Annotated in this window: 18 protein-coding genes; 7 read left to right on the plus strand and 11 right to left on the minus strand. The window is 49.5% G+C overall.

What is annotated here, in order from left to right:
* The 6 genes from HGT70_RS03395 to ppk1 all read right to left on the minus strand — a co-directional run bounded on the left by HGT70_RS03395 (position 1) and on the right by ppk1 (position 7636).
* Positions 1-1386 (minus strand): diaminobutyrate--2-oxoglutarate transaminase, encoded by a 1386-nt coding sequence (locus tag HGT70_RS03395; protein WP_198363458.1) that lies wholly within the window; start codon positions 1384-1386, stop codon positions 1-3.
* Positions 1387-1674: 288 nt separating this feature from the next.
* Entirely contained in the window at positions 1675-3105 is a 1431-nt protein-coding gene (gene mgtE, locus HGT70_RS03400; RefSeq protein ID WP_214194892.1) for a magnesium transporter, read from the minus strand.
* Between the two features lie 52 nt (positions 3106-3157).
* A complete protein-coding gene (locus tag HGT70_RS03405; RefSeq protein ID WP_071431052.1) occupies positions 3158-3358 on the minus strand; it encodes a YfgG family protein in 201 nt (66 codons plus the stop codon).
* 58 nt (positions 3359-3416) lie between these two features.
* Complete coding sequence (locus HGT70_RS03410) at positions 3417-4025, minus strand: methyltransferase domain-containing protein (RefSeq protein WP_071431050.1); 609 nt, start codon at positions 4023-4025, stop codon at positions 3417-3419.
* A gap of 20 nt (positions 4026-4045) precedes the next feature.
* Positions 4046-5572, minus strand: coding sequence for an exopolyphosphatase (locus HGT70_RS03415; RefSeq protein ID WP_214194893.1), 1527 nt, complete (start codon positions 5570-5572; stop codon positions 4046-4048).
* A gap of 3 nt (positions 5573-5575) precedes the next feature.
* Entirely contained in the window at positions 5576-7636 is a 2061-nt protein-coding gene (ppk1, locus tag HGT70_RS03420) for a polyphosphate kinase 1 (RefSeq protein ID WP_071431046.1), read from the minus strand.
* Between the two features lie 163 nt (positions 7637-7799).
* Here ppk1 and HGT70_RS03425 point away from each other — a divergent pair, with 163 nt between their 5' ends.
* A complete protein-coding gene (locus tag HGT70_RS03425) occupies positions 7800-8993 on the plus strand; it encodes a lactonase family protein (RefSeq protein WP_214194894.1) in 1194 nt (397 codons plus the stop codon).
* Positions 8994-9038: 45 nt separating this feature from the next.
* On the opposite strand, the gene purN is transcribed toward HGT70_RS03425, so the two are convergent.
* On the minus strand, positions 9039-9653 hold the full coding sequence (gene purN, locus HGT70_RS03430; protein WP_214194895.1) for a phosphoribosylglycinamide formyltransferase: 615 nt from the start codon (positions 9651-9653) through the stop codon (positions 9039-9041).
* A complete protein-coding gene (gene purM, locus HGT70_RS03435) occupies positions 9650-10687 on the minus strand; it encodes a phosphoribosylformylglycinamidine cyclo-ligase (RefSeq protein WP_214194896.1) in 1038 nt (345 codons plus the stop codon). The genes purN and purM overlap by 4 nt, the downstream gene beginning before the upstream one ends.
* Before the next feature lie 234 nt (positions 10688-10921).
* On the opposite strand from purM, the gene upp reads away from it, so the two are divergent.
* The 3 genes from upp (at position 10922) to hda (ending at position 13714) form a co-directional block, all read left to right on the plus strand.
* Complete coding sequence (gene upp / locus HGT70_RS03440) at positions 10922-11548, plus strand: uracil phosphoribosyltransferase (RefSeq protein WP_071431038.1); 627 nt, start codon at positions 10922-10924, stop codon at positions 11546-11548.
* Between the two features lie 64 nt (positions 11549-11612).
* The gene (gene uraA / locus HGT70_RS03445; RefSeq protein ID WP_214194897.1) at positions 11613-12875 is read left to right on the plus strand and encodes a uracil permease; all 1263 of its coding nucleotides are present in this window, start codon (positions 11613-11615) and stop codon (positions 12873-12875) included.
* A gap of 137 nt (positions 12876-13012) precedes the next feature.
* The gene (gene hda / locus HGT70_RS03450) at positions 13013-13714 is read left to right on the plus strand and encodes a DnaA inactivator Hda (RefSeq protein ID WP_214195197.1); all 702 of its coding nucleotides are present in this window, start codon (positions 13013-13015) and stop codon (positions 13712-13714) included.
* 268 nt (positions 13715-13982) lie between these two features.
* Here hda and bepA read toward each other — a convergent pair whose 3' ends face one another.
* The 3 genes from bepA to HGT70_RS03465 form a co-directional block, all read right to left on the minus strand.
* Positions 13983-15443 carry a beta-barrel assembly-enhancing protease gene (bepA, locus tag HGT70_RS03455; RefSeq protein ID WP_425328675.1) on the minus strand — a complete coding sequence of 487 codons (1461 nt, stop codon included), beginning with the start codon at positions 15441-15443 and terminating at the stop codon, positions 13983-13985.
* A 26-nt stretch (positions 15444-15469) separates the two neighbouring features.
* The gene (gene bcp, locus HGT70_RS03460) at positions 15470-15937 is read right to left on the minus strand and encodes a thioredoxin-dependent thiol peroxidase (protein WP_071431031.1); all 468 of its coding nucleotides are present in this window, start codon (positions 15935-15937) and stop codon (positions 15470-15472) included.
* Between the two features lie 158 nt (positions 15938-16095).
* Positions 16096-16644, minus strand: a complete 549-nt coding sequence (locus HGT70_RS03465) for an ACT domain-containing protein (RefSeq protein WP_214194898.1) — start codon at positions 16642-16644, stop codon at positions 16096-16098.
* 142 nt (positions 16645-16786) lie between these two features.
* On the opposite strand from HGT70_RS03465, the gene dapA reads away from it, so the two are divergent.
* The 3 genes from dapA to purC all read left to right on the plus strand — a co-directional run bounded on the left by dapA (position 16787) and on the right by purC (position 19571).
* Positions 16787-17665 carry a 4-hydroxy-tetrahydrodipicolinate synthase gene (gene dapA, locus HGT70_RS03470; RefSeq protein ID WP_214194899.1) on the plus strand — a complete coding sequence of 293 codons (879 nt, stop codon included), beginning with the start codon at positions 16787-16789 and terminating at the stop codon, positions 17663-17665.
* Positions 17666-17679: 14 nt separating this feature from the next.
* Positions 17680-18711 carry an outer membrane protein assembly factor BamC gene (gene bamC, locus HGT70_RS03475; RefSeq protein ID WP_071431027.1) on the plus strand — a complete coding sequence of 344 codons (1032 nt, stop codon included), beginning with the start codon at positions 17680-17682 and terminating at the stop codon, positions 18709-18711.
* Between the two features lie 146 nt (positions 18712-18857).
* The gene (gene purC, locus HGT70_RS03480; protein ID WP_071431025.1) at positions 18858-19571 is read left to right on the plus strand and encodes a phosphoribosylaminoimidazolesuccinocarboxamide synthase; all 714 of its coding nucleotides are present in this window, start codon (positions 18858-18860) and stop codon (positions 19569-19571) included.
* The last annotated feature ends 106 nt before the right edge of the window (positions 19572-19677 follow it).

The raw sequence follows: 19677 nt of genomic DNA on the forward strand, positions 1-19677 counted from the left end.
TTATCCCTGAGGTTGCAGGCCGGCGCTTAATAACGCTTGCTCGAACTTTTCGAGGAACAAGGTCAATTCAACTTGGCTAATCAGTAGTGATGGCAGAAGACGTAAGACGCAACCGTTGCGTCCGCCGCGCTCAAGGATGAGCCCCGCTTCGAAACATTTCTTCTGCAGTAGTACCGCCAGCTCAGGGTCGGCAGGGTGGCAGCCTAAGTGGTCGGTGGGAGCTTGTGGTTTCACAATTTCCATACCGATCATTAAACCTAAACCCCGGATATGACCGATTTGCGGGAAGCGTTTTTGCAGTTGGGTTAACTGCGCCTTCAGCCACTCACCTTTGACCGCGACTTGACCAGCAATATCTTGCTCTTTCAAGATTTTCAGCGTGGTAAGACCGGTGGCCATCGCCAGTTGGTTACCGCGGAAGGTGCCGCTGTGGTGACCCGGTGACCAAGCATCAAACTCTTTCTTAATGCCCAGTACCGCGAGCGGTAAACCGCCGCCTACCGCTTTAGACATCACGATAATATCGGGTTCGATTCCTGCGTGCTCGAAGGCGAAGAAACGGCCGGTACGAGCGAAGCCCGCTTGGACTTCATCGACGATTAACAGAATGCCGTGTTCTTGCGTCACTTTACGGATTCGTTGTAACCATTCGACTGGCGCTGGGTTAACCCCACCTTCGCCTTGAACGGCTTCTAAGATCACCGCAGCGGGCTTACGAACACCACTTTCGACGTCATTAATTAGATTTTCGAAGTAGTAGCCGAGTGCATCGATCCCCGCTTGACCGCCAATCCCCAGTGGGCAACGATAAAGATGCGGATAAGGCATAAACTGCACTTCAGTCATCATACCGCTGGTGGCTTCTTTCGGTCCGAGGTTTCCGGTGACCGATAGCGCACCGTGGGTCATGCCATGGTAGCCGCCGGAGAAACTGATGACGCTGTTTCTGCCCGTGGTCTTTTTCGCCAATTTAAGGGCAGCTTCGACAGCATCTGCACCGGTCGGGCCGGTGAATTGTAGACAGTAATCTTTACCCTGGTGAGGGAGCAAAGAGAGGAGATATTCTGAAAATTGATCTTTTAACGGAGTCGTCAGATCTAAGGTATGTAACGGTAAGCCGCTGCTTATAACATTTTGGATGCTTTGCAGGACATCAGGATGATTATGGCCTAATGCTAAGGTTCCTGCTCCAGCCAGACAGTCAAGATAATCTTTGTTCTCAACGTCGGTGATCCAGACGCCGTTCGCTTTAGCAATCGCTAAAGGCAACTTGCGTGGATAACTTCTGACATTCGATTCAAATTCTGCTTGACGCGCCAAGAATTGATCGTTGTTCCCCTTGAAAGAGGTGGCATCTAAAGTTTCAATACGGACCTTATCCGTCATCATATCTCTCCCACAACCAAGGCTGCGCTCAGCCCCAATTGATTAAATAAAATAATTAAAAGTGTGTGCTAAAAAAAGCGCGGCCAATATAGAGCCTTTTTGGTGGGGGGGCAATGATTAGTTAGCCCGATTTAGATTAATTATTCATTTATTTGAATAATTAAATTTTGAAACATTTTTACCGTTAGGCGCAGCAATGGTTCTGATGGCCAATCAAAAACCGGTTCCATGATTCAGTGAATAAAAATCTAAAAGCGGGGGGCACGGCGCGAACCGTGCCACAGGGAATTAATGCAGTAAGAACAGCGTGGCCAATCCTAAGAAAATAAAGAAGCCGCCAGTATCGGTGGTGGCAGTAATCAGTACGCTAGAGCCGATGGCGGGATCGCGTTTAAGTTTGGTCATAATCAGTGGGATCATAACGCCCATAAAGGCCGCCAGCAGGAGGTTAAGCACCATCGCCAGCATCATTACGCCGCTGAGTGCCAGATTGTGATACATCAAGTAAGTGATGCCACCCATCACGCCCCCCCAGAGGATGCCGTTGATCAGTGCGACACCAATTTCCCGTAAAAACAGAAAGGAGAAGTTGCTCGGCTCGATTTGATGGAGGGCTAAGGCACGAACGATCATGGTAATCGTCTGGTTACCGGTATTACCGCCGATACCAGCGACGATCGGCATCAAGGTTGCTAGGGCGACCAGATGAGCAATAGTATTTTCGAATAAACCGATTACCCGCGAGGCGAAAAAGGCGGTACAGAGGTTAAGGGCTAACCATGCCCACCGGTTTCTGACCGACTTCGCCACCGGGGCAAACACATCTTCTTCTTCGCGTATCCCGCCCATCTTCCGGATATTGTTTTCGTTCTCTTGATTGACTAAGTCGATGATGTCTTCAATCGCAATCCGGCCAATCAATTTACCTTCACCGTCGGTCACTGCTGCGGAGATAAGGTTATACCGCTCAAAGGCACTGGCGGCATTTTCAGCCTGTTCATCAAGTTGGAAGGTCACAGGATGAGGATTCATCACGTCCAATACCTTCGCGTGGGGAGTGTGCAGCAGAATATCGGTGAGAAGGAGTTCGCCTAGAAGCTGATTTTGGTGATCGATAATAAAGATCTTATCGGTACCACTTTGAATTTTCTTCAGATGACGTAAATAGCGTTGCACCACGCCAAGGGTGACATTCGGCCGCACCGTGATAATGTTGAAGTCCATCACCTGCGCCACGCCACCACGATCTTTACCGATCAGTTGTAAGATACGTGCGCGTTGCTTAGGTTCAAGGCCAGTTAACAATTTTCCCGTGAGATCGCGGGATAAAAAGCGCGATAACCAGGCCTGATCATCAAGGTCGAGGGGAGCGATAGCTTGTAGGGTCTGCTTATCGCTCATACATTCAATCAGGCTTTCCCAGACCGTTTCAGAAGCCTCGACTAAGATCCGCCCACGGTTCTCTACAGGAATTATCTGCCATACCGCTTGTCGCGCTTCTTCTGGCATTGACTCCAAAATATCCGCGATATCCGCAGCATGCAGCACCAGAACGGTCTCGATCAGTTGTTGCTTCTGTTGGGCGACCTGTTTAACTTGTGAGTTAGTCAGTTTTTTTTCAGGTTCTAGCAGGCTATCAACCAATAATGGGTTGTTGAGCACTAACTCTAAAATATTCTGGCGGCGTTGGGCCAGTAATTGACTATACACTTCTGACATATTACATCCTTTGTGATTCTCAGCTGGGCTAAGATATCCTTATTGTCATAAATTAGGGGCTAGGCGTAGCCTGATAAGGGGCTGAGACCTTGGGTTGCGCTCCGGTACTTTCTTGTTTGGCCCGGTGATGGTCAAACGCAGCAGGCAGGACCCAAATCAGTCGTGCTACCAGTAATACTAGACTTAACCAGAAGACAATTCGAATCAATGATCGGCTTTTCTTTTTCTGACGACTTAAGGGTGAGTTATTCATCAAAAGGTTCCAGGGTTAGCGGAGGGAAGACAGTAACCGGTATCATCCCTCCGGCAGATTACAACGCTTTAATCGAGATTTTTTGCGCCAATAAGGTTGCAAAGCGTAGCGATATTGGTTCAGTCGGCGAAGCGGGAGGGGACCAAGTCGCTAGCTGTTCATGATAGTGAACAATATGCCAACGTCGATAATAATGGCTTAACTCGCCTGAACTGAAGCTAAACGGGAACTCGACTGGACTGGCTTGGTGTTCATCGCGCATCACGCAGACGATAAGGTTGTATCCCCCCTTAAGGGTGGCTGCTTGCATATCGGCAATCAACTGACCGATCACCGAGGGGTCTAAATACATTAAGGTATCCACTGCCACAATAGCGTGGTACTGGCCATTAAACCGGTGGTGGTTTAGATCGGGCGTTGCAACAGTAATTCCCGTGAGCGCGGCGTTGGCGCTCAGCTGCGTTAAGTGTTGGATGGCCAGTAGGTCGTTATCCCATGCGGTAACGGGAAAACCTTGCTGTTGCAGGTAAAGGGCATGCCGACCGGAGCCACAGCCAAGATCCAAAATCTCCCCTTCGACCAATCGAGGCACTAGCGCGACGACTTCGGGGTGGGGAGCAGCCAGCTTGATAGGGTGCAGAGCCTCTACTTTTGGATGTGTTGTCATACTTACCTCAGCGTAAAGCGCTATTTTTCTTCGCTTAAATTCAACTGCCATCCCGTTACTTCCGCCCAGTAGGCTTGTTCACGCTCGAGATCTAATTGAACTAGCGCATTTTGATTGAAATACTCTTTTGGAAAGATCAACGTCCAGTGGCCTTCATCGGTATGCAATAAGAGTTTTTCTGGGCGTGTAGTGGCCTGACGCTGGTTATTCAAGAGAATGGCGAGGCGTAATAAGAATATCAGCGGAAAAAACTGTTTACGCTTAAAGGCAGTGAAACGCGGAACGTCGTCGGTTTTAATGCCCTTACGGTGAAAACGGACTAACGTCGCCAGCAGCAGTTGCTGTTGTTGGCTAAAGCCGGGCATATTCGAATGTTGCAAAATATAGGCCGAGTGGCGTTGCATCGCGCTGTGGTTAATCGTTAAGCCGACTTCATGTAACATCGCCGCCCATTCGAGTAGTGCGGTGAGGGCTTTATTGGCGAGCTTGGGGTTCTGCTTCTCCCACTGACGATGTAGGACTCGCGTCGTTTCCAACACTTGCTTGGCTTGGTCGCGATCGACGACGTAGTGCTCGGCAAGGCTTAATGCGGTGCGTTTGCGGATATCTTGATGGCGAAAACGGCCTTCCATCTCATAGAGGACGCCTTCACGTAGCGCGCCATCTGAATAAAGCAGCTCTTTGATCTGTAGGGCATCGAAGATCCCGCAGAGGATAGCTAATCCCGGTACGAAGACGGACTTACGATCGTCGGATAGCCCCGGTAAATCGAGCTCATCCATGGTATCGAAATCGCTGATTTTCTCCCACAACAACGCGAGACTATCGCGGGTGATCACTTTTTCTTTCTCGCCGAGTGCGGCCAGTACTTCGCAGGCCGCTTTAATGCTGCCTGAAGCGCCCATTGCCACTTGCCAACCGGCTTGACGATATTGGCAGGCGAGAGTCTCAAGTTTGTGTACCGCCGCTAGGCGAGCGCGGCGGAAGTTATCATGACTGATTTTTCCGCCGGGAAAATAGAGTTTACTAAAACTCACACAGCCCATGCGACGACTCTCAATGAGCTGTGGTTCAAAATCTTCACCGATCACCAGCTCAGTGGAGCCACCGCCGATATCGATGACTAACTTACGGCCTTTTTCCGGCTGCGTATGCTCGACGCCCATAAAAATTAAACGCGCTTCCTCGTTACCGGATATCACATCAATGGGATACGGGATAACCTCCGCTGCCCGATTGAGGAATTCTTCGGCGTTGTCGACGACGCGTAACGTGTGAGTGCCTACGATAGAGACATTTGCGGGAGCGAAGCCCTGTAATCGTTCAGCAAAAAGCGCGAGAACATTTAAGCCCCGCTCAATTCCTTCTTCGGTGAGCTGATTATCTAAAGTAATCGCATCAGCAAGATGGACGCGTTGTTTTAAACGGCCAAGGACTTGTATTGCACCATCAACAACGCGCGCAATGACCATATGGAAGCTGTTCGAACCAAGGTCAATGGCTGCAAATTCTTGTGGTTTTTCAGGGCTGTTTTGGCTTATAGGCATAAGTTAGTCGGTGCTTTCAATGGTAGTAATGTAATGATAAATAGCGAGCTGCGCCCGAACTTTACGTCGGTTACCGCGCGGACGATAACGGTTTGTAAGCTCTTTATCAATAATTCTCGCTTTAACGGTGTCACTAAACAAAATAGCGATGATCGCTAAGATCTGTTGCTTGACCTTCGGATCGAGAATAGTGACGGCGACTTCGATCCGATTATCGATATTGCGGGTCATCCAGTCAGCAGAGGAGAGGAAGACTTTCGGGTCGCCATTGTTCTCAAAGACGTAGACGCGGTCGTGCTCAAGATAGCGGTCAATAATGCTGTAAATATGTATATTTTCACTGATCCCCGGCATGTTGGGTATTAGTGAACACATTCCACGGACGAGTAAGTTGACCTTCACTCCGGCCCCCGAGGCGGCATAGAGGCGGTCGATGAGGCCGTTATCGACCAGGTTATTGATTTTTAGGGTAATACCCGCCGCGAGCCCTTGCTGTGCATTAGCGATTTCGGTATCGATTAAGCGATAGAGGTTTTGTCGGGTATTCTGCGGCGAAACCATCAGGTACTCGAACTGTACCGGGCGATAGGGATTTTCGATAAAGTTGAAGACGCGACGGACTTCGTTGGTGATCCGCGCGTCACTCGAGAGCAGTGAGTAGTCGGTGTAAGCTCTCGCGGTCCGTTCGTTAAAGTTCCCCGTGCCAATGTGGGCATAGCGGATAACTTTATCGCCTTCACGACGCGTGATTAAAAACAGCTTGGCATGGATTTTTAAGCCTGGGGCAGAGAAAAGCACATGAACACCGGCCTCGGTCAGCCGTTTGGCCCAATAGATGTTGGCTTCTTCATCAAACCGTGCCTGTAATTCGACTACGACCGTCACTTTTTTACCATTATGCGCGGCATGGATCATGGCATCCATAATCCGCGAGTCTTTGGCAACGCGGTAGATATTAATTTTTATCGCTAACACACTAGGATCGAAAGAGGCCTGACGCAGGAACTCCAACACATGCTCGAAGGTGTGGTAGGGGTAGTAGAGCAAAATATCGCGGTCACGTATCGCATCAAAGCCGTTACGAAACGCGTTAAACCCTTTGTGACGAATAGGGGGTAAGGCTTTGTTCTCTAAGTTTGATTTTCCGACATTCGGAAATTTAATAAAATCTTTAAAATTATGGTAGCGGCCGCCCGGAAGAATCGAGTCGAAATTGGTGATCGAGAGCTTTTCACAGAGTAGCGAGACCATTTCCGGGGGCATGTCGCGTTGGTAAACAAAGCGTACCGGCTCGGCAGTAAGACGCTGTTTAAGGCTGGAGGACATCACCTCCAGTAAACTCGATTCCATCTCAGTCACTAGGTCGTATTCCGCATCGCGCGTCATCTTCATCGAATACGCATTGAGCTGGTCGTAGTCAAAGAAGCCTTTAAAGATATCATCAAGGCAGTAGCGCATGATGTTATCTAAAAGGATCATTGGCTTACGCCGCCGCGGCGGCTCGGCAGGGAGATCGATAAAGCGCGGAACTTTATCCGAAGGGATTTCTAACAGGGCGTATTGTCGGTCCTGTTGGCGGATAATTTCTACTGCGAGATAGGTGTAGTCGTCTTTTAAAAACTGCGTGAGGTCGGTTTCTGCATTTAACACAATCGGGGTGACATGTTGGCGCAGTTGTTGATTGAAGTAGATTTTTAACCAGTGTTGCTGATTCGCCGAGAGTTGCCGCTCGTTGATAAGAAAAATTTGGTTACGCGCCATCTCCAATAACAGGTCATTATACAGGACATCGAACTCCTGATCGGCCACGACCACGCGTTGTTGGATCTTCTTAAGTAGATGTCGAGGGACGTTATGGCTGCCTTGTTCTTCGCTAATCAGGATCCGCCGCTTAAGATCGGCGAAACGAACCTTATAGAACTCTTCTAAGTTACTGGAATAGATCCCTAAAAAGCGCATGCGTTCAATAAGCGGATTACGTTTATCGGCGGCTTCCTGTAACACGCGCTCGTTAAAGGCTAACCAACTGATTTCTTTATCTAGATACAGCTTTTCTTGACCCATCCTGACTCCGTTGATCATAACAGAACGCAGACTGCAGTTTCTCTTCACCATTATGGCGATCAATCACCACTTTTGTCTATCGGTGATTCAGCAGTGGTTTTTATTTGCCAATTGGCATGAGTTACGCCACTCTTAGTCTTTATTTAATTGTTAGGAAATATTAATGAAAAAATACCTAGGGATTACGGCAGCACTGTTGTTCAACCAAGCGGCGAGCGCGGATGAGGCACGTTTATTAAATCAGCAACCCGCTATTGCGGAGCAAACCTTTCTCGTCGGTTCTTGGACCGGTGAGGCACAGGGCGCGCGCGTCCAGAAAGCGTTCTATCCTAGCCAAGGCATTTATACGGTACGCCTCGCGGCGAATGGCAGCATGATGCCGATTGCCCTAACGCCAGCGCAAAGTCCATCCTGGCTGACGATTGATGCTACGCATCAGCGCGTTTACGTCGTCAACGAGGTTGAAGACGGTAAAGTCAGCGCCTACCATCTTGAGAAAAATGGTGAGTTAACCTTATTGAATACCGTCGATAGCAGCGGCATGCACCCTACGCACTCGGCGTTGAGTCGTGATGGTCGTTACTTACTGGTTGCTAACTATTCCGCGAAAGACGGACAAGCTGGAGTGAGCGCTATCCCTGTACAGAGCGATGGCCGTTTAGGTAAAACCCAACAGTTCTTCCCGTATAACCAAGGGAGTAACAAAGTTGCGGAACGCCAATCTTCGGGCCATGCGCATTCGGTCACGTTCAGTATTGATGGTCAGTACGTGCTAGCCGCCGACTTGGGCGCGGATAAGATCCAGGTCTATCACTACGATACTAAAGCTAAACAGCCGTTCAGCTTGTTAGCAGATAAAACTATCAACTTCCCAGAAGGCGATGGTCCTCGTCATAGCTTATTCTCTGCCGATGGTAAGCATCTGTACATCACGACGGAGATGTCCGCGCAGGTGAAGGTCTACTCTTTTAACCAAGGGAAGACTGAGCTACTGCAATCTGAGAAACTGACTGATTCGACTAAGCCTGACGATATGAGTGGCGCAGGTCTATCACTGTCGCCAGATGGTCGTTTCTTATATGTAGGCAACCGTGGCGAGAAGAACCAGATTGTTCGTTATGCGGTGGATAAGGCGACAGGTAAGCTGTCTGCATCCAAAACCTATTCCGCGGGTGGCGTAGAGCCGCGTGACTTTACGTTTGATGCGACGGGTCGTTATCTGTTCGTGGCGAACGTTTACTCGAATAATGTGGTGGAGTTTGCGCGCGATCTCGAGACCGGTGACCTGTCACCAACGGGTGCAACCTTGCAAATCGGTACGCCGACGCATATTCGTTTTGTGACGATGGCGAAGTAAGATAAAAAAGGCCGCATAAGTCTGCGGCCTGTTCAAATGGGTGAGCTAGAGAGGTTCATTATCGAGCCATGCTCGATCGCCTCTTAGGGATAAACGTCCTTCCACCCACCACTGAATAACCTGCGGATAGATCCGGTGCTCCTCAATCAGCAGGCGTTCGGCAAGATCCTGCTCAGTATCATCAGGTAGCACAGGGATGGAGGCTTGTAGAATAACGGGGCCACCATCAAGCTGTTCAGTCACAAAATGCACGCTCACGCCATGCTCGCTATCGCCATTCTCTAGCGCCCGCCGATGTGTATGCAGACCGGGATACTTCGGTAAGAGAGAAGGATGAATATTGAGTAACCGGCCCAGATAATGCGAAACGAACGATGAGCTCAGAATGCGCATATAGCCTGCTAACACCACTAAGTCTGGCTGATAGCTATCGATCTGTTGCATTAATGCGCGATCGAAGGCCTGGCGATCAGCATAGTCGCCGATGGCAAGGCTTTGCGTAGCGATGCCTGCACGTTGTGCACGCTGCAAGCCGAAAGCATCCGTTTTATTACTGAAGACGGCCACGATCTCGGCGTTGAGCCTGCCGAGTTGGCAGGCATCGATAATGGCTTGTAGGTTGGAGCCTGATCCGGAGATCAGGACAACAATGCGTTTCATGCAATCACAACCTGCTCAGCCGCATCCCCTTCTGTGATATGGCCGATCTGCCAAGCGTTTTCACCTAATTCTTGTAGATAAGCGATAGCCGCCTCGGCATCCGCCGCCGGTAGAGCGATAATCATTCCCACACCACAGTTGAAGGTTCGATACATTTCATGACGGCTCACGTTACCGGCTTGTTGTAACCAGCCGAACACCGCAGGCCACTGCCAGCTACTTTCATCGATAATGGCTTGGGTATTTTCAGGCAATACGCGCGGGATGTTTTCCCAGAAACCCCCACCGGTAAGGTGCGCGATAGCGTGAATATCAAATTTTTCGATGAGCGCGAGCGTATTTTTAACATAAATACGCGTTGGGGCGAGAAGATGATCCGCTAAAGATTGACCGTTCAGTTGCTCGGTTAGCGGGTCGGTGTTGCTGACTTCTAAAATCTTTCTGACTAATGAGTAGCCGTTAGAATGCGGGCCACTTGACCCTAAGGCGATCAATACATCCCCGGCACCGACTTTACTGCCATCGATAATTTCGGACTTTTCGACAACGCCGACACAAAACCCTGCGACATCGTAATCATCACCATGGTACATCCCAGGCATCTCGGCGGTTTCGCCGCCAACGAGTGCACAACCGGATTGTTGGCAACCTTCCGCAATACCAGTAATGACCGATGCCGCGGTATCGACATCAAGCTTTCCGGTCGCGTAGTAATCGAGGAAAAACAGAGGCTCTGCCCCTTGCACGACAAGATCATTCACGCACATGGCGACCAGATCAATACCGATGGTATCGTGAAGGCCTAAGTCCATGGCTAAACGTAGCTTAGTTCCTACGCCATCGGTGCCTGAGACCAATACCGGCTCACGGTATTTGGTCGGCAGTGAACAGAGTGCTCCGAAGCCGCCTAATCCACCCATGACTTCAGGGCGACGAGTCTTTTTCACAACACCTTTAATTCGATCGACTAGTGCATTTCCAGCATCAATATCAACACCGGCATCTTTATAACTAAGAGTGGTTTTGTCGGTCACTGCAAAATCCCCACGCGAGTTGCGGTTGGTAATTAAATGAGAGCGCGGCTATTCTATCAGTCGTCGCAATCGTTTGCGAGCCTCAGTTTCGCTTGAGTAACGATAAGTCTAAACGAAGGGGATACCCATGAAAAAAGCGGGGTAATTTTGCCATCAGCCATACCGCCATCGCTTAAAAAGCGCTATAATCCGTCGATTTTTTAGCAGTTTATTTTTTTTGCTCGGGGAGAAGGTATGAAAATCGTTGAAGTAAAACATCCACTGGTTCGCCATAAATTAGGTTTGATGCGCGAGAATGAAATCAGCACCAAGCGTTTTCGTGAGCTTGCCTCAGAAGTCGGCAGCTTATTAACCTACGAGGCCACGGCGACCTTAGAAACCGAAGTAGTGACTGTTGACGGTTGGAATGGCCCGGTCGAGATTGAACAAATTAAAGGTAAAAAAATTACCGTCGTGCCTATCTTGCGCGCAGGTCTTGGCATGATGGAAGGGGTGCTGGAACACGTCCCTAGCGCCCGTATTAGCGTAGTTGGTGTATACCGTGACGAGAAAACCCTCGAGCCGGTGCCTTATTTCCAAAAACTCGCCTCGAATATGGATGAGCGGATGGCATTGGTGGTTGACCCGATGTTGGCAACCGGTGGCTCGATGATTGCTACGATCGATCTATTAAAGCAGTCAGGCTGCCAAGCAATTAAAGTATTGGTATTGGTTGCTGCTCCAGAAGGGCTTGCAGCACTTGAAGCCGCCCACCCTGACGTGGAGTTATACACGGCGTCGATCGATCAAGGCCTCGACGCGCACGGCTACATCATCCCTGGATTGGGTGATGCTGGCGACAAAATTTTTGGTACTAAGTAAGCGTCTTTATTCGTGAATGCCGACCCAATGGTCGGTTTTTTTATGCCTAATTCAGGGGGTGACTATGCGTCGTCGTACTATTGAAGTCGATGAGCGTTTACCGTTGTATCAAACGCTTCCGCTCAGCCTACAACATCTTTTCGCCATGTTCGGCTCTACGGTTTTGGTTCCTGTTCTTTTTCACGTCAATCCCGCCACCATACTGTTGTTTAATGGCGTGGGCACATTACTCTATCTGTTTATCTGTAAAGGTAAAATCCCCGCCTATCTAGGGTCGAGTTTTGCTTTTATCTCACCCGTATTGTTGTTGCTACCCCAGGGCTATGAGGTTGCGTTAGGCGGCTTTATCGTCTGCGGCCTGCTATTTTGTTTGGTCGGGCTAATCGTTAAATATGCTGGCACCCGATGGTTGGATATCCTATTTCCTCCCGCGGCGATGGGCGCGATTATCGCAGTCATCGGCCTTGAGTTAGCGGGGGTGGCGGCGAAGATGGCGGGTTTAGTGACCGACGCTGGAGCAGTGAGTGATAGCCATACCCTAGTCGTTTCGATGATCACTCTCGGCGTGACGGTGTTTGGTGCCGTATTATTCCGCGGCTTTTTCGCCATTATCCCGATTTTAATTGGGGTGGTCGCGGGTTACGTCGTCGCAGGGGCGCTCGGTATGGTTGACTGGGTGCCGGTACAACACGCGGCTTGGTTTGCCTTGCCGACGTTCTATCATCCGCGCTTCGAATGGATGGCTATTTTAACGATATTACCCGCGGCGCTGGTGGTGATTGCCGAGCACGTGGGTCACCTCGTAGTGACGGCGAATATTGTAAAACGCGATCTGATCCGCGACCCGGGTTTGCATCGTTCGATGCTGGCGAATGGGTTGTCGACGGTATTCTCCGGATTTTTTGGTTCGACACCGAATACGACCTATGGCGAGAACATCGGCGTGATGGCGATTACTCGCGTTTACAGTACTTGGGTAATCGGTGGGGCGGCAATCATGGCTATTGCACTATCATGTGTCGGGAAACTCGCTGCAATAATTCAGGCCATTCCGGTCCCCGTGATGGGCGGCGTTTCATTGTTGCTTTATGGGGTGATCGGCGCGTCGGGTATTCGCGTATTGATCGATGCTAAAGTCGATTACAGTAAAGCGAAAAATTTAATTCTTACCGCTATTATTCTTATTATTGGGGTGAGCGGGGCGTCGATTCATATCGGCGCGGCTGAACTGAAAGGGATGGCATTAGCTACAGTAGTAGGTATTGCGCTGAGCCTGATTTTCTATCTTATTGAACGCTGGATGCCGGAAGCGGTGAGCCAGGATTAACTCAATAGGGGGAAGTAGAAAAGCTTTCCCCTATTTTTTTAATGGTAGGGTCGTCGCTATTTCAACGCAGTCAACACTTACGAAAAGTTATGCTAAACTGCCTATGATTTTAACTGGCTCCCATTATTGAGGTTATTCTGAACACGCCAGCACAACTCTCTTTACCACTCTATCTACCTGATGATGAAACCTTTTCCAGTTTCTGGCCCGGGTCAAACTCCGCGTTACTCGCGTCGATTACTACGGTTCTCAATCAGCCTCAGGGCGGTTATATCTACTTTTGGTCACGGGAAGGAGCCGGGCGCAGCCATTTGATGCATGCAGCCTGTAGCGAACTCTCGGCGCGTGAACAAGCGGTGGGCTATGTCCCCTTAGATAAGAGAACCTGGTTTTCGCCAGAAGTGCTGGAGGGGATGGAGCAACTCGCGTTGGTATGTATTGATAATATTCATTGCATCGCCGGTGATGAGGAATGGGAGATGGCGATCTTCGACCTGTATAACCGTATTCTGGAAATGGGGAAAACGCGGCTATTAATTAGTGGTAATGCGCCGCCTCGCCAGCTCGATCTGCAGCTGCCAGATTTGGCCTCTCGGTTAGATTGGGGGCAGATTTACTGGTTACAGCCGCTAAACGATGATGAAAAAGTCTTGGCCTTACAGAAGCGTGCTGGCATTCGTGGGTTCGAACTCCCGGAGGATGTGGGGCGCTTTCTGATTAAACGCCTCGATCGTGAAATGCGTACTCTGTTTGAAACCTTAGATAAGCTCGATCATGCATCCATTCGTCTACAACGCAAATTAACCATTCCTTTTGTGAAAGAGGCGCTGGGGCTTTAGGTGGGAAAACGGATGAATACTTTTCTAAGTGCAATAAGGTTTATCAGTATTTAACCTGTACGGTTAATACCCTCTATTGCTACCTTTATTATTTTTCTCTGTTTTCCAAAAACGCATTATAGAGAGTGAAAGTATGGCAACGCCTCGCCGGTCTGTACTCGTCTTATTGACGCAGCTTGGGGAGTCGGAAAAAAAAGAGAGGGCTTTATACGAGAAATTAATAAGGATAATTAGGGCACATAACCGCTAGCTAACCACACCTGTACCACTATCCTTTCTGATATTGCCGAAAACGCTGCTGCAACACACGTAACTGATCGATACGCGCATCATAGCGCTGCTGTGCGAGGCTCCCCGTTTTTTCTTGACCGCTGGCATCGCTTAAGGCCCTGATAGCTTGATCCAATTGACCGCTGAGTGCTAACCCTTGCGCTTGAGCGAAGCGTTGCTCGTTGGTCATGCCGAGATCTCCGGTAGCCTGTACCATCAGATCCCAACCGATCGGATCGTCCGGATAGTCCCAAGTATAACGATTGAGGATCGCCAAGGCTTGTGCTGGGTGCTTAGCCTCGAGATACGCATTAGCAAGATTGACGCGAAGAACAGGATTCGCCGCATAGTTAGGGATGCTGGTCAGCCGGTTAACCGCTTGATTGGGTTGTTTCAAGGCAATATCGATATCGGTGGCGAGATCGAGAAACCAAGGATTGGTCGGTTGTTGACTAAGCAACTGCGTGATTAATCGCTTTGCATTATCATTACTTTTGGCTTGCATAAACATCACTGCACGGCCGTAAGTTGCCGCTAATTTTTCGCGGCTATTGCCCTTATCGTAGTTACTGAGCACATCATCCAGTTGGTTCTTCTCCTGCTCTGAGCCGTACATCGCTAAGATCCTGACTTTGGCAAAGTAAAAATCTTGCGACGATTGAACGATCAGCCGTGGCATTTGGTTAGCCCGGTTTCGCGCGTCGGCTAGACGACTATCTGGCAGGGGGTGGGTCAGTAGGATCTCTGGCGGTGTCGAAGAGAAACGCGTTTGGTCGGCCAATTTTTGCAGGAATGCAGGCATTGCTTCGGGATCGAAGCCAGAGCGCTGGAGTACCTGCAGGCCGATACGATCGGCCTCTCGCTCATTCTCTTGCGTAAAGCTAATGACCCCTTGCTGCGATCCGGCCAAAGTACCGGTTAATGCGGCCATTCCTACCTGAGGGTTCGCCATGGCAAGTAGAATAGATCCTAGTGCACCGACCCAGGTGAGAGGTGCAGTACTTTTTTGATCGGCCATTGCACGTGCCAGGTGGCGCTGTGTCACGTGTGAAATTTCGTGCGCCATGACCGAGGCCAATTGGCTCTCGTTATCGGTATAACGGAACAGGGCAGAATGGAGTACCACGTTGCCGCCGAAGAAAGCAAAGGCGTTCAGCTCATCGTTCTGGATAAGAAAGAAATGGAAGGGAGTCTTTACCGACCAAGCATGAGCCACTAGTCGTTGTCCCACGCCATTGATGTATTGCGTGAGCAGCGGGTCATCGATTAATGGCGCGCTGGCCCGGAGCTGGCGTACGTAGAAATCGCCCATCTGTAGTTCTTGATTGATGGACAGTGTCTCGCCGGCCGTGGTGCCGATATCCGGTAGGGTGTCGGCCACATCGGCCAAAGCAATACTGTTCCAGCTAAGAAAAGCGGCAACTGCTGTTGCGATCAGCCTTTTATTTAGTAAAGCCACTACGCCCCCTCGCTGGAACGCCCTTATCAATGGGCCTGTACGTATTCTAAGACGATATCATGGTGGTTGGAGGTTTTGAAATTATCAAAGACTTTTTCAACCTGACCCTTGCCGTCGATCAAGAAGCTGATGCGATGAATGCCGTCGTAGGTTTTCCCCATAAAGCTCTTCTCGCCCCAGACGCCGAAAGCTTCGCAGACCTTATGGTCCTCGTCGGAGAGTAGGGTAAAGTTAAGCAGTTCTTTCTCAACGAAACGCGAAAGTTTTTCTGGTTTGTCTGTGCTAATCCCTAAGACTTGCACCCCAGCCGTTTTTAGCGAAGACATATTATCGCGCAGACCACAGGCTTGCACCGTACAGCCCGGCGTCATAGCCTTAGGGTAAAAGTAGACGAGAACGCGTTCACCACTGAAATCAGATAAACTAACTTCTTCGCCATCTTGGTCGAGTAAAGTAAATTGCGGCGCGGTATCGCCTACATTCAACGGGGACATAGTCTCTCTCCAATCGTTATGTGCCAGAACTGATGGGTTCATCAGTCATCTATTTCAGCATAGATTACGGCGGAAAACTGTTTTTGCAATGGTAAGGATAGAGCGTAGTTTTATCTGCTTTCAAGTTAATTATAAATGTCATACATGAAAAGGCGGTTTTATAAGCGGTCGGTTTCCTGTCGCCCGTCGGCTTGTAGCGTTCCTTGCGCGGATAATTCCTGACATAGCTGCTGAAAATTATAAGCGAGATCGGCTAACGCTTTGGCAGAACTTCCATAGGCATGGATGCGAATAGACAATATTGCGGGAGTCCCTGGGTGCGCGCGGGTCATCAGTTCGGCGATGTGCATATCATGCTGTGTCAACAATGCCGTAAAACGCTCGATAATCCGTGGAGAGTCCGGGACATCAACGGTCAGTGAGAAGCCTTCGTGGCGCACGGGGGTCGACCCTGTAGGTGTGCGCTTCATGACAATCAGCAGTTCCAGTTCAGCGCCTTTAATCGGTAATGTCGATTCGATCATATTAATTGCGTTAGCGGAGCCGGAAAGGAGCATCACAAAGGTAAACTCCCCACCGAGTAACGCCAGCCGGCTATCTTCGATGTTACACCCACATTGGCTAACGTGTCGGGTAATGGTATTGACTATTCCGGCGCGGTCGCTGCCGAGCGCGGTGATAACTAAATGCACAGGTGACGATGACAATGTGATATTTCCCAGAGTTTTACTAATTATCTTAAGGTAAACATAAAAAAAACTGCTGACAAGCAGTTGAGTGCATTCATCATCTTGCTTTTAGTGCGATGGACACCTTACCATGAAGACCTTGGGAAATGAGGGGATAGCTATGTTTACCGGAAGTATTGTTGCACTCGTCACACCGATGGACGAAAACGGGCAAGTTTGCGAGAGCAGCCTAAAAAAATTAATCGACTACCACATTGATAGTGGAACTTCTGCAATCGTTGCCATGGGCACGACAGGTGAATCAGCAACCTTAACCCATGACGAACACATCAACGTCGTCCTGCGTACCGTTGAACTCGCGGCTGGACGCATCCCTGTGATTGCGGGGACCGGTACTAATGCTACCGCGGAAGGTATCGCCCTGACACAACGTTTAGAGAACAGCGGCGTAGTAGGCTGTTTAACCGTAGTCCCTTATTATAATCGCCCTACACAAGAAGGGATCTTCCAGCATTTTAAAGCGATTGCAGAGAGTACCGATTTACCGCAATTACTTTATAATGTGCCGGGACGCACTGGCTGTGATATGTTGCCGGAAACCGTTGCACGTCTTGCCGAAGTAGAAAATATTATCGGAATTAAAGAAGCAACGGGGAACTTATCCCGTGTAAGTCAGATCCAAGCGTTGACCAAAGAAGATTTTATTTTACTTAGTGGTGATGATGAAACAGCGTTAGACTTTATGCAGTTGGGTGGGAAGGGCGTTATTTCAGTAACCTCGAACGTTGCTGCTCGCGAAATGGCTCAGCTATGCGCGCTTGCCGCAGCAGGGAATTTTACTGAAGCACGAACTCTAAACCAACGACTCATGGCGCTTCATCAGCACTTATTTTATGAACCAAATCCTATCCCAGTGAAATGGGTGGCTAAACAGCTGGGATTGATCGCTAATGATACCTTGCGTCTGCCAATGACACCGCTATCGGCTACTTCGGAACCGATACTGTTACAGGCAATCCGTGATGCAGGTCTGCGATAAGTTAGGGAGTTTTAATGGCTTACTCAGTTAAAAATTCGGCGGTAGTTAAAGTAGCTGGATTATCCGTGGCAATGCTACTCGCCGGTTGCTCACATGATCAACACTACAAACGCGAAGTGAATGGCAATGAAGATTATCTCAATGCGCCAGCGCTTAGCCAGCTGAGTGTTCCGCAAGGAATGATCCTACCGCTAGAATCCGCAAACTATGCCGTCCCACAAGGGCGCGCGCAAGGGGCAGTCGGTAAGCAATTAGATATTCGCCCACCGGTACAGGCACTGTCTCTGCTTAATGGCAGTCGTGCTCAGTTCCAAGGCACTACTGGTGTGCTGCAGATCGCTAACACAGGCCCTTCACTGTGGGGACAAACCGTCGCCGCGCTACGCGCGAACAAGTTTGCTATCGCGCAGCAAGACGATGCCCGTCAACAGCTCACTACAGACTGGATAAGCTGGAACCGTGAAGACGAAGATCACCAATATCGTGGCCGTTACCAAGTATCTGTCGTGGCACAAGGTTACGAGCAAACGCTGATGGTGAAACCTATTGCCCTAGAGCAAAAAGGGCAGGCGGTAACGAGTAATACAGAGATCCAGCGCTATACTGCTCAGCTACTCAATGATATTTCATCACAGCTGAATACTGCTGCGACGGATCGCCAAAATGCTGCTGCTGCAAGCCGTACCGGGAGTATTGATGTGCAAAGCGGCGCGGACGATACCGGCTTACCTAACCTTATCGTGCGTGCGCCTTTTGATGTGACCTGGCAACGTCTCCCTAAAGCGCTACCGCTGGCAGGGATGACCGTATCCGATAGCAATCGTGCTGATGGTAGCTTGCAACTGAGCTACAGCGAATTGAGTAGCAGCCAGTGGACGTCACTGGGAGCGAAAGATCCGCAATTGGCAGAAGGTAAATATAAGCTACAAGTCGGTGACCTCGATAACCGCAGTAGCCTGCAGTTTATCGATCCGAAGGGCCATATCCTGACGCAATCGCAGAATGATGCGCTAGTCGCTGTACTGCAAGCCGCGTTAAATAAATAAATTTTATGCTCAGGCCGGAAATTTCCGGCCTTTTTTTATTTTATTTTGGCATAATAGTACCTAGCTAGGTAAACGATTGCGTAGCAATGAAATCTGCGTGCTAAGCAGAGTCATTTTCAGAGTCGACGACGAGTGGAGTTAATAAGATGCAAAAGCAAGCTGAACTGTATCGCGGTAAAGCAAAAACAGTTTATAGCACCGATAACCCGGACCTGCTAATTCTGGAATTTCGCAACGATACCTCAGCCGGAGACGGAGCACGTATTGAGCAGTTTGACCGTAAAGGTATGATCAATAACAAGTTCAATCATTTTATTATGGAAAAACTGGCGCAAGCTGGTATCCCGACGCAGATGGAAGCATTACTCTCCGATACCGAGGCATTAGTTAAAAAACTCGATATGGTTCCCGTAGAGTGTGTGGTGCGTAATCGTGCAGCAGGCTCGCTGGTTAAGCGCCTTGGCGTTGAGGAGGGACTCGTGTTGACTCCACCGCTCTTCGACCTGTTCCTAAAGGATGACGCGCACCACGATCCGATGATCAATGAGTCCTATTGTGAAACTTTCGGTTGGGTCAGCGGCGAACATCTAGCGCGTATGCGTGAATTAACTCTCAAGGCAAACCAAGTCCTTACGGCATTGTTCGATGATGCTGGCTTTATTCTGGTCGATTTTAAACTCGAATTCGGGTTATTTAATGGTGAAGTCGTGCTGGGTGATGAGTTCTCACCCGATGGCGCACGTCTATGGGATAAAGAAACATTAGATAAAATGGATAAAGACCGCTTCCGCCAAAGCCTAGGTGGCGTCGTTGAAGCCTATGAAGTCGTTGCTCAACGTCTTGGTGTTCCCCTCAATTAATGATTTATCGCACTCGCTCTTCAGGAGCGGGTGCGCCTCTGTTTTCCCTTCCCTGATTACAACTTTAGTTTTTCTACTGGTTATCCGCGCGCTCTACGATTACTAT

This window comes from Rosenbergiella collisarenosi (assembly GCF_018494085.1).
Classification (GTDB): domain Bacteria; phylum Pseudomonadota; class Gammaproteobacteria; order Enterobacterales; family Enterobacteriaceae; genus Rosenbergiella; species Rosenbergiella collisarenosi.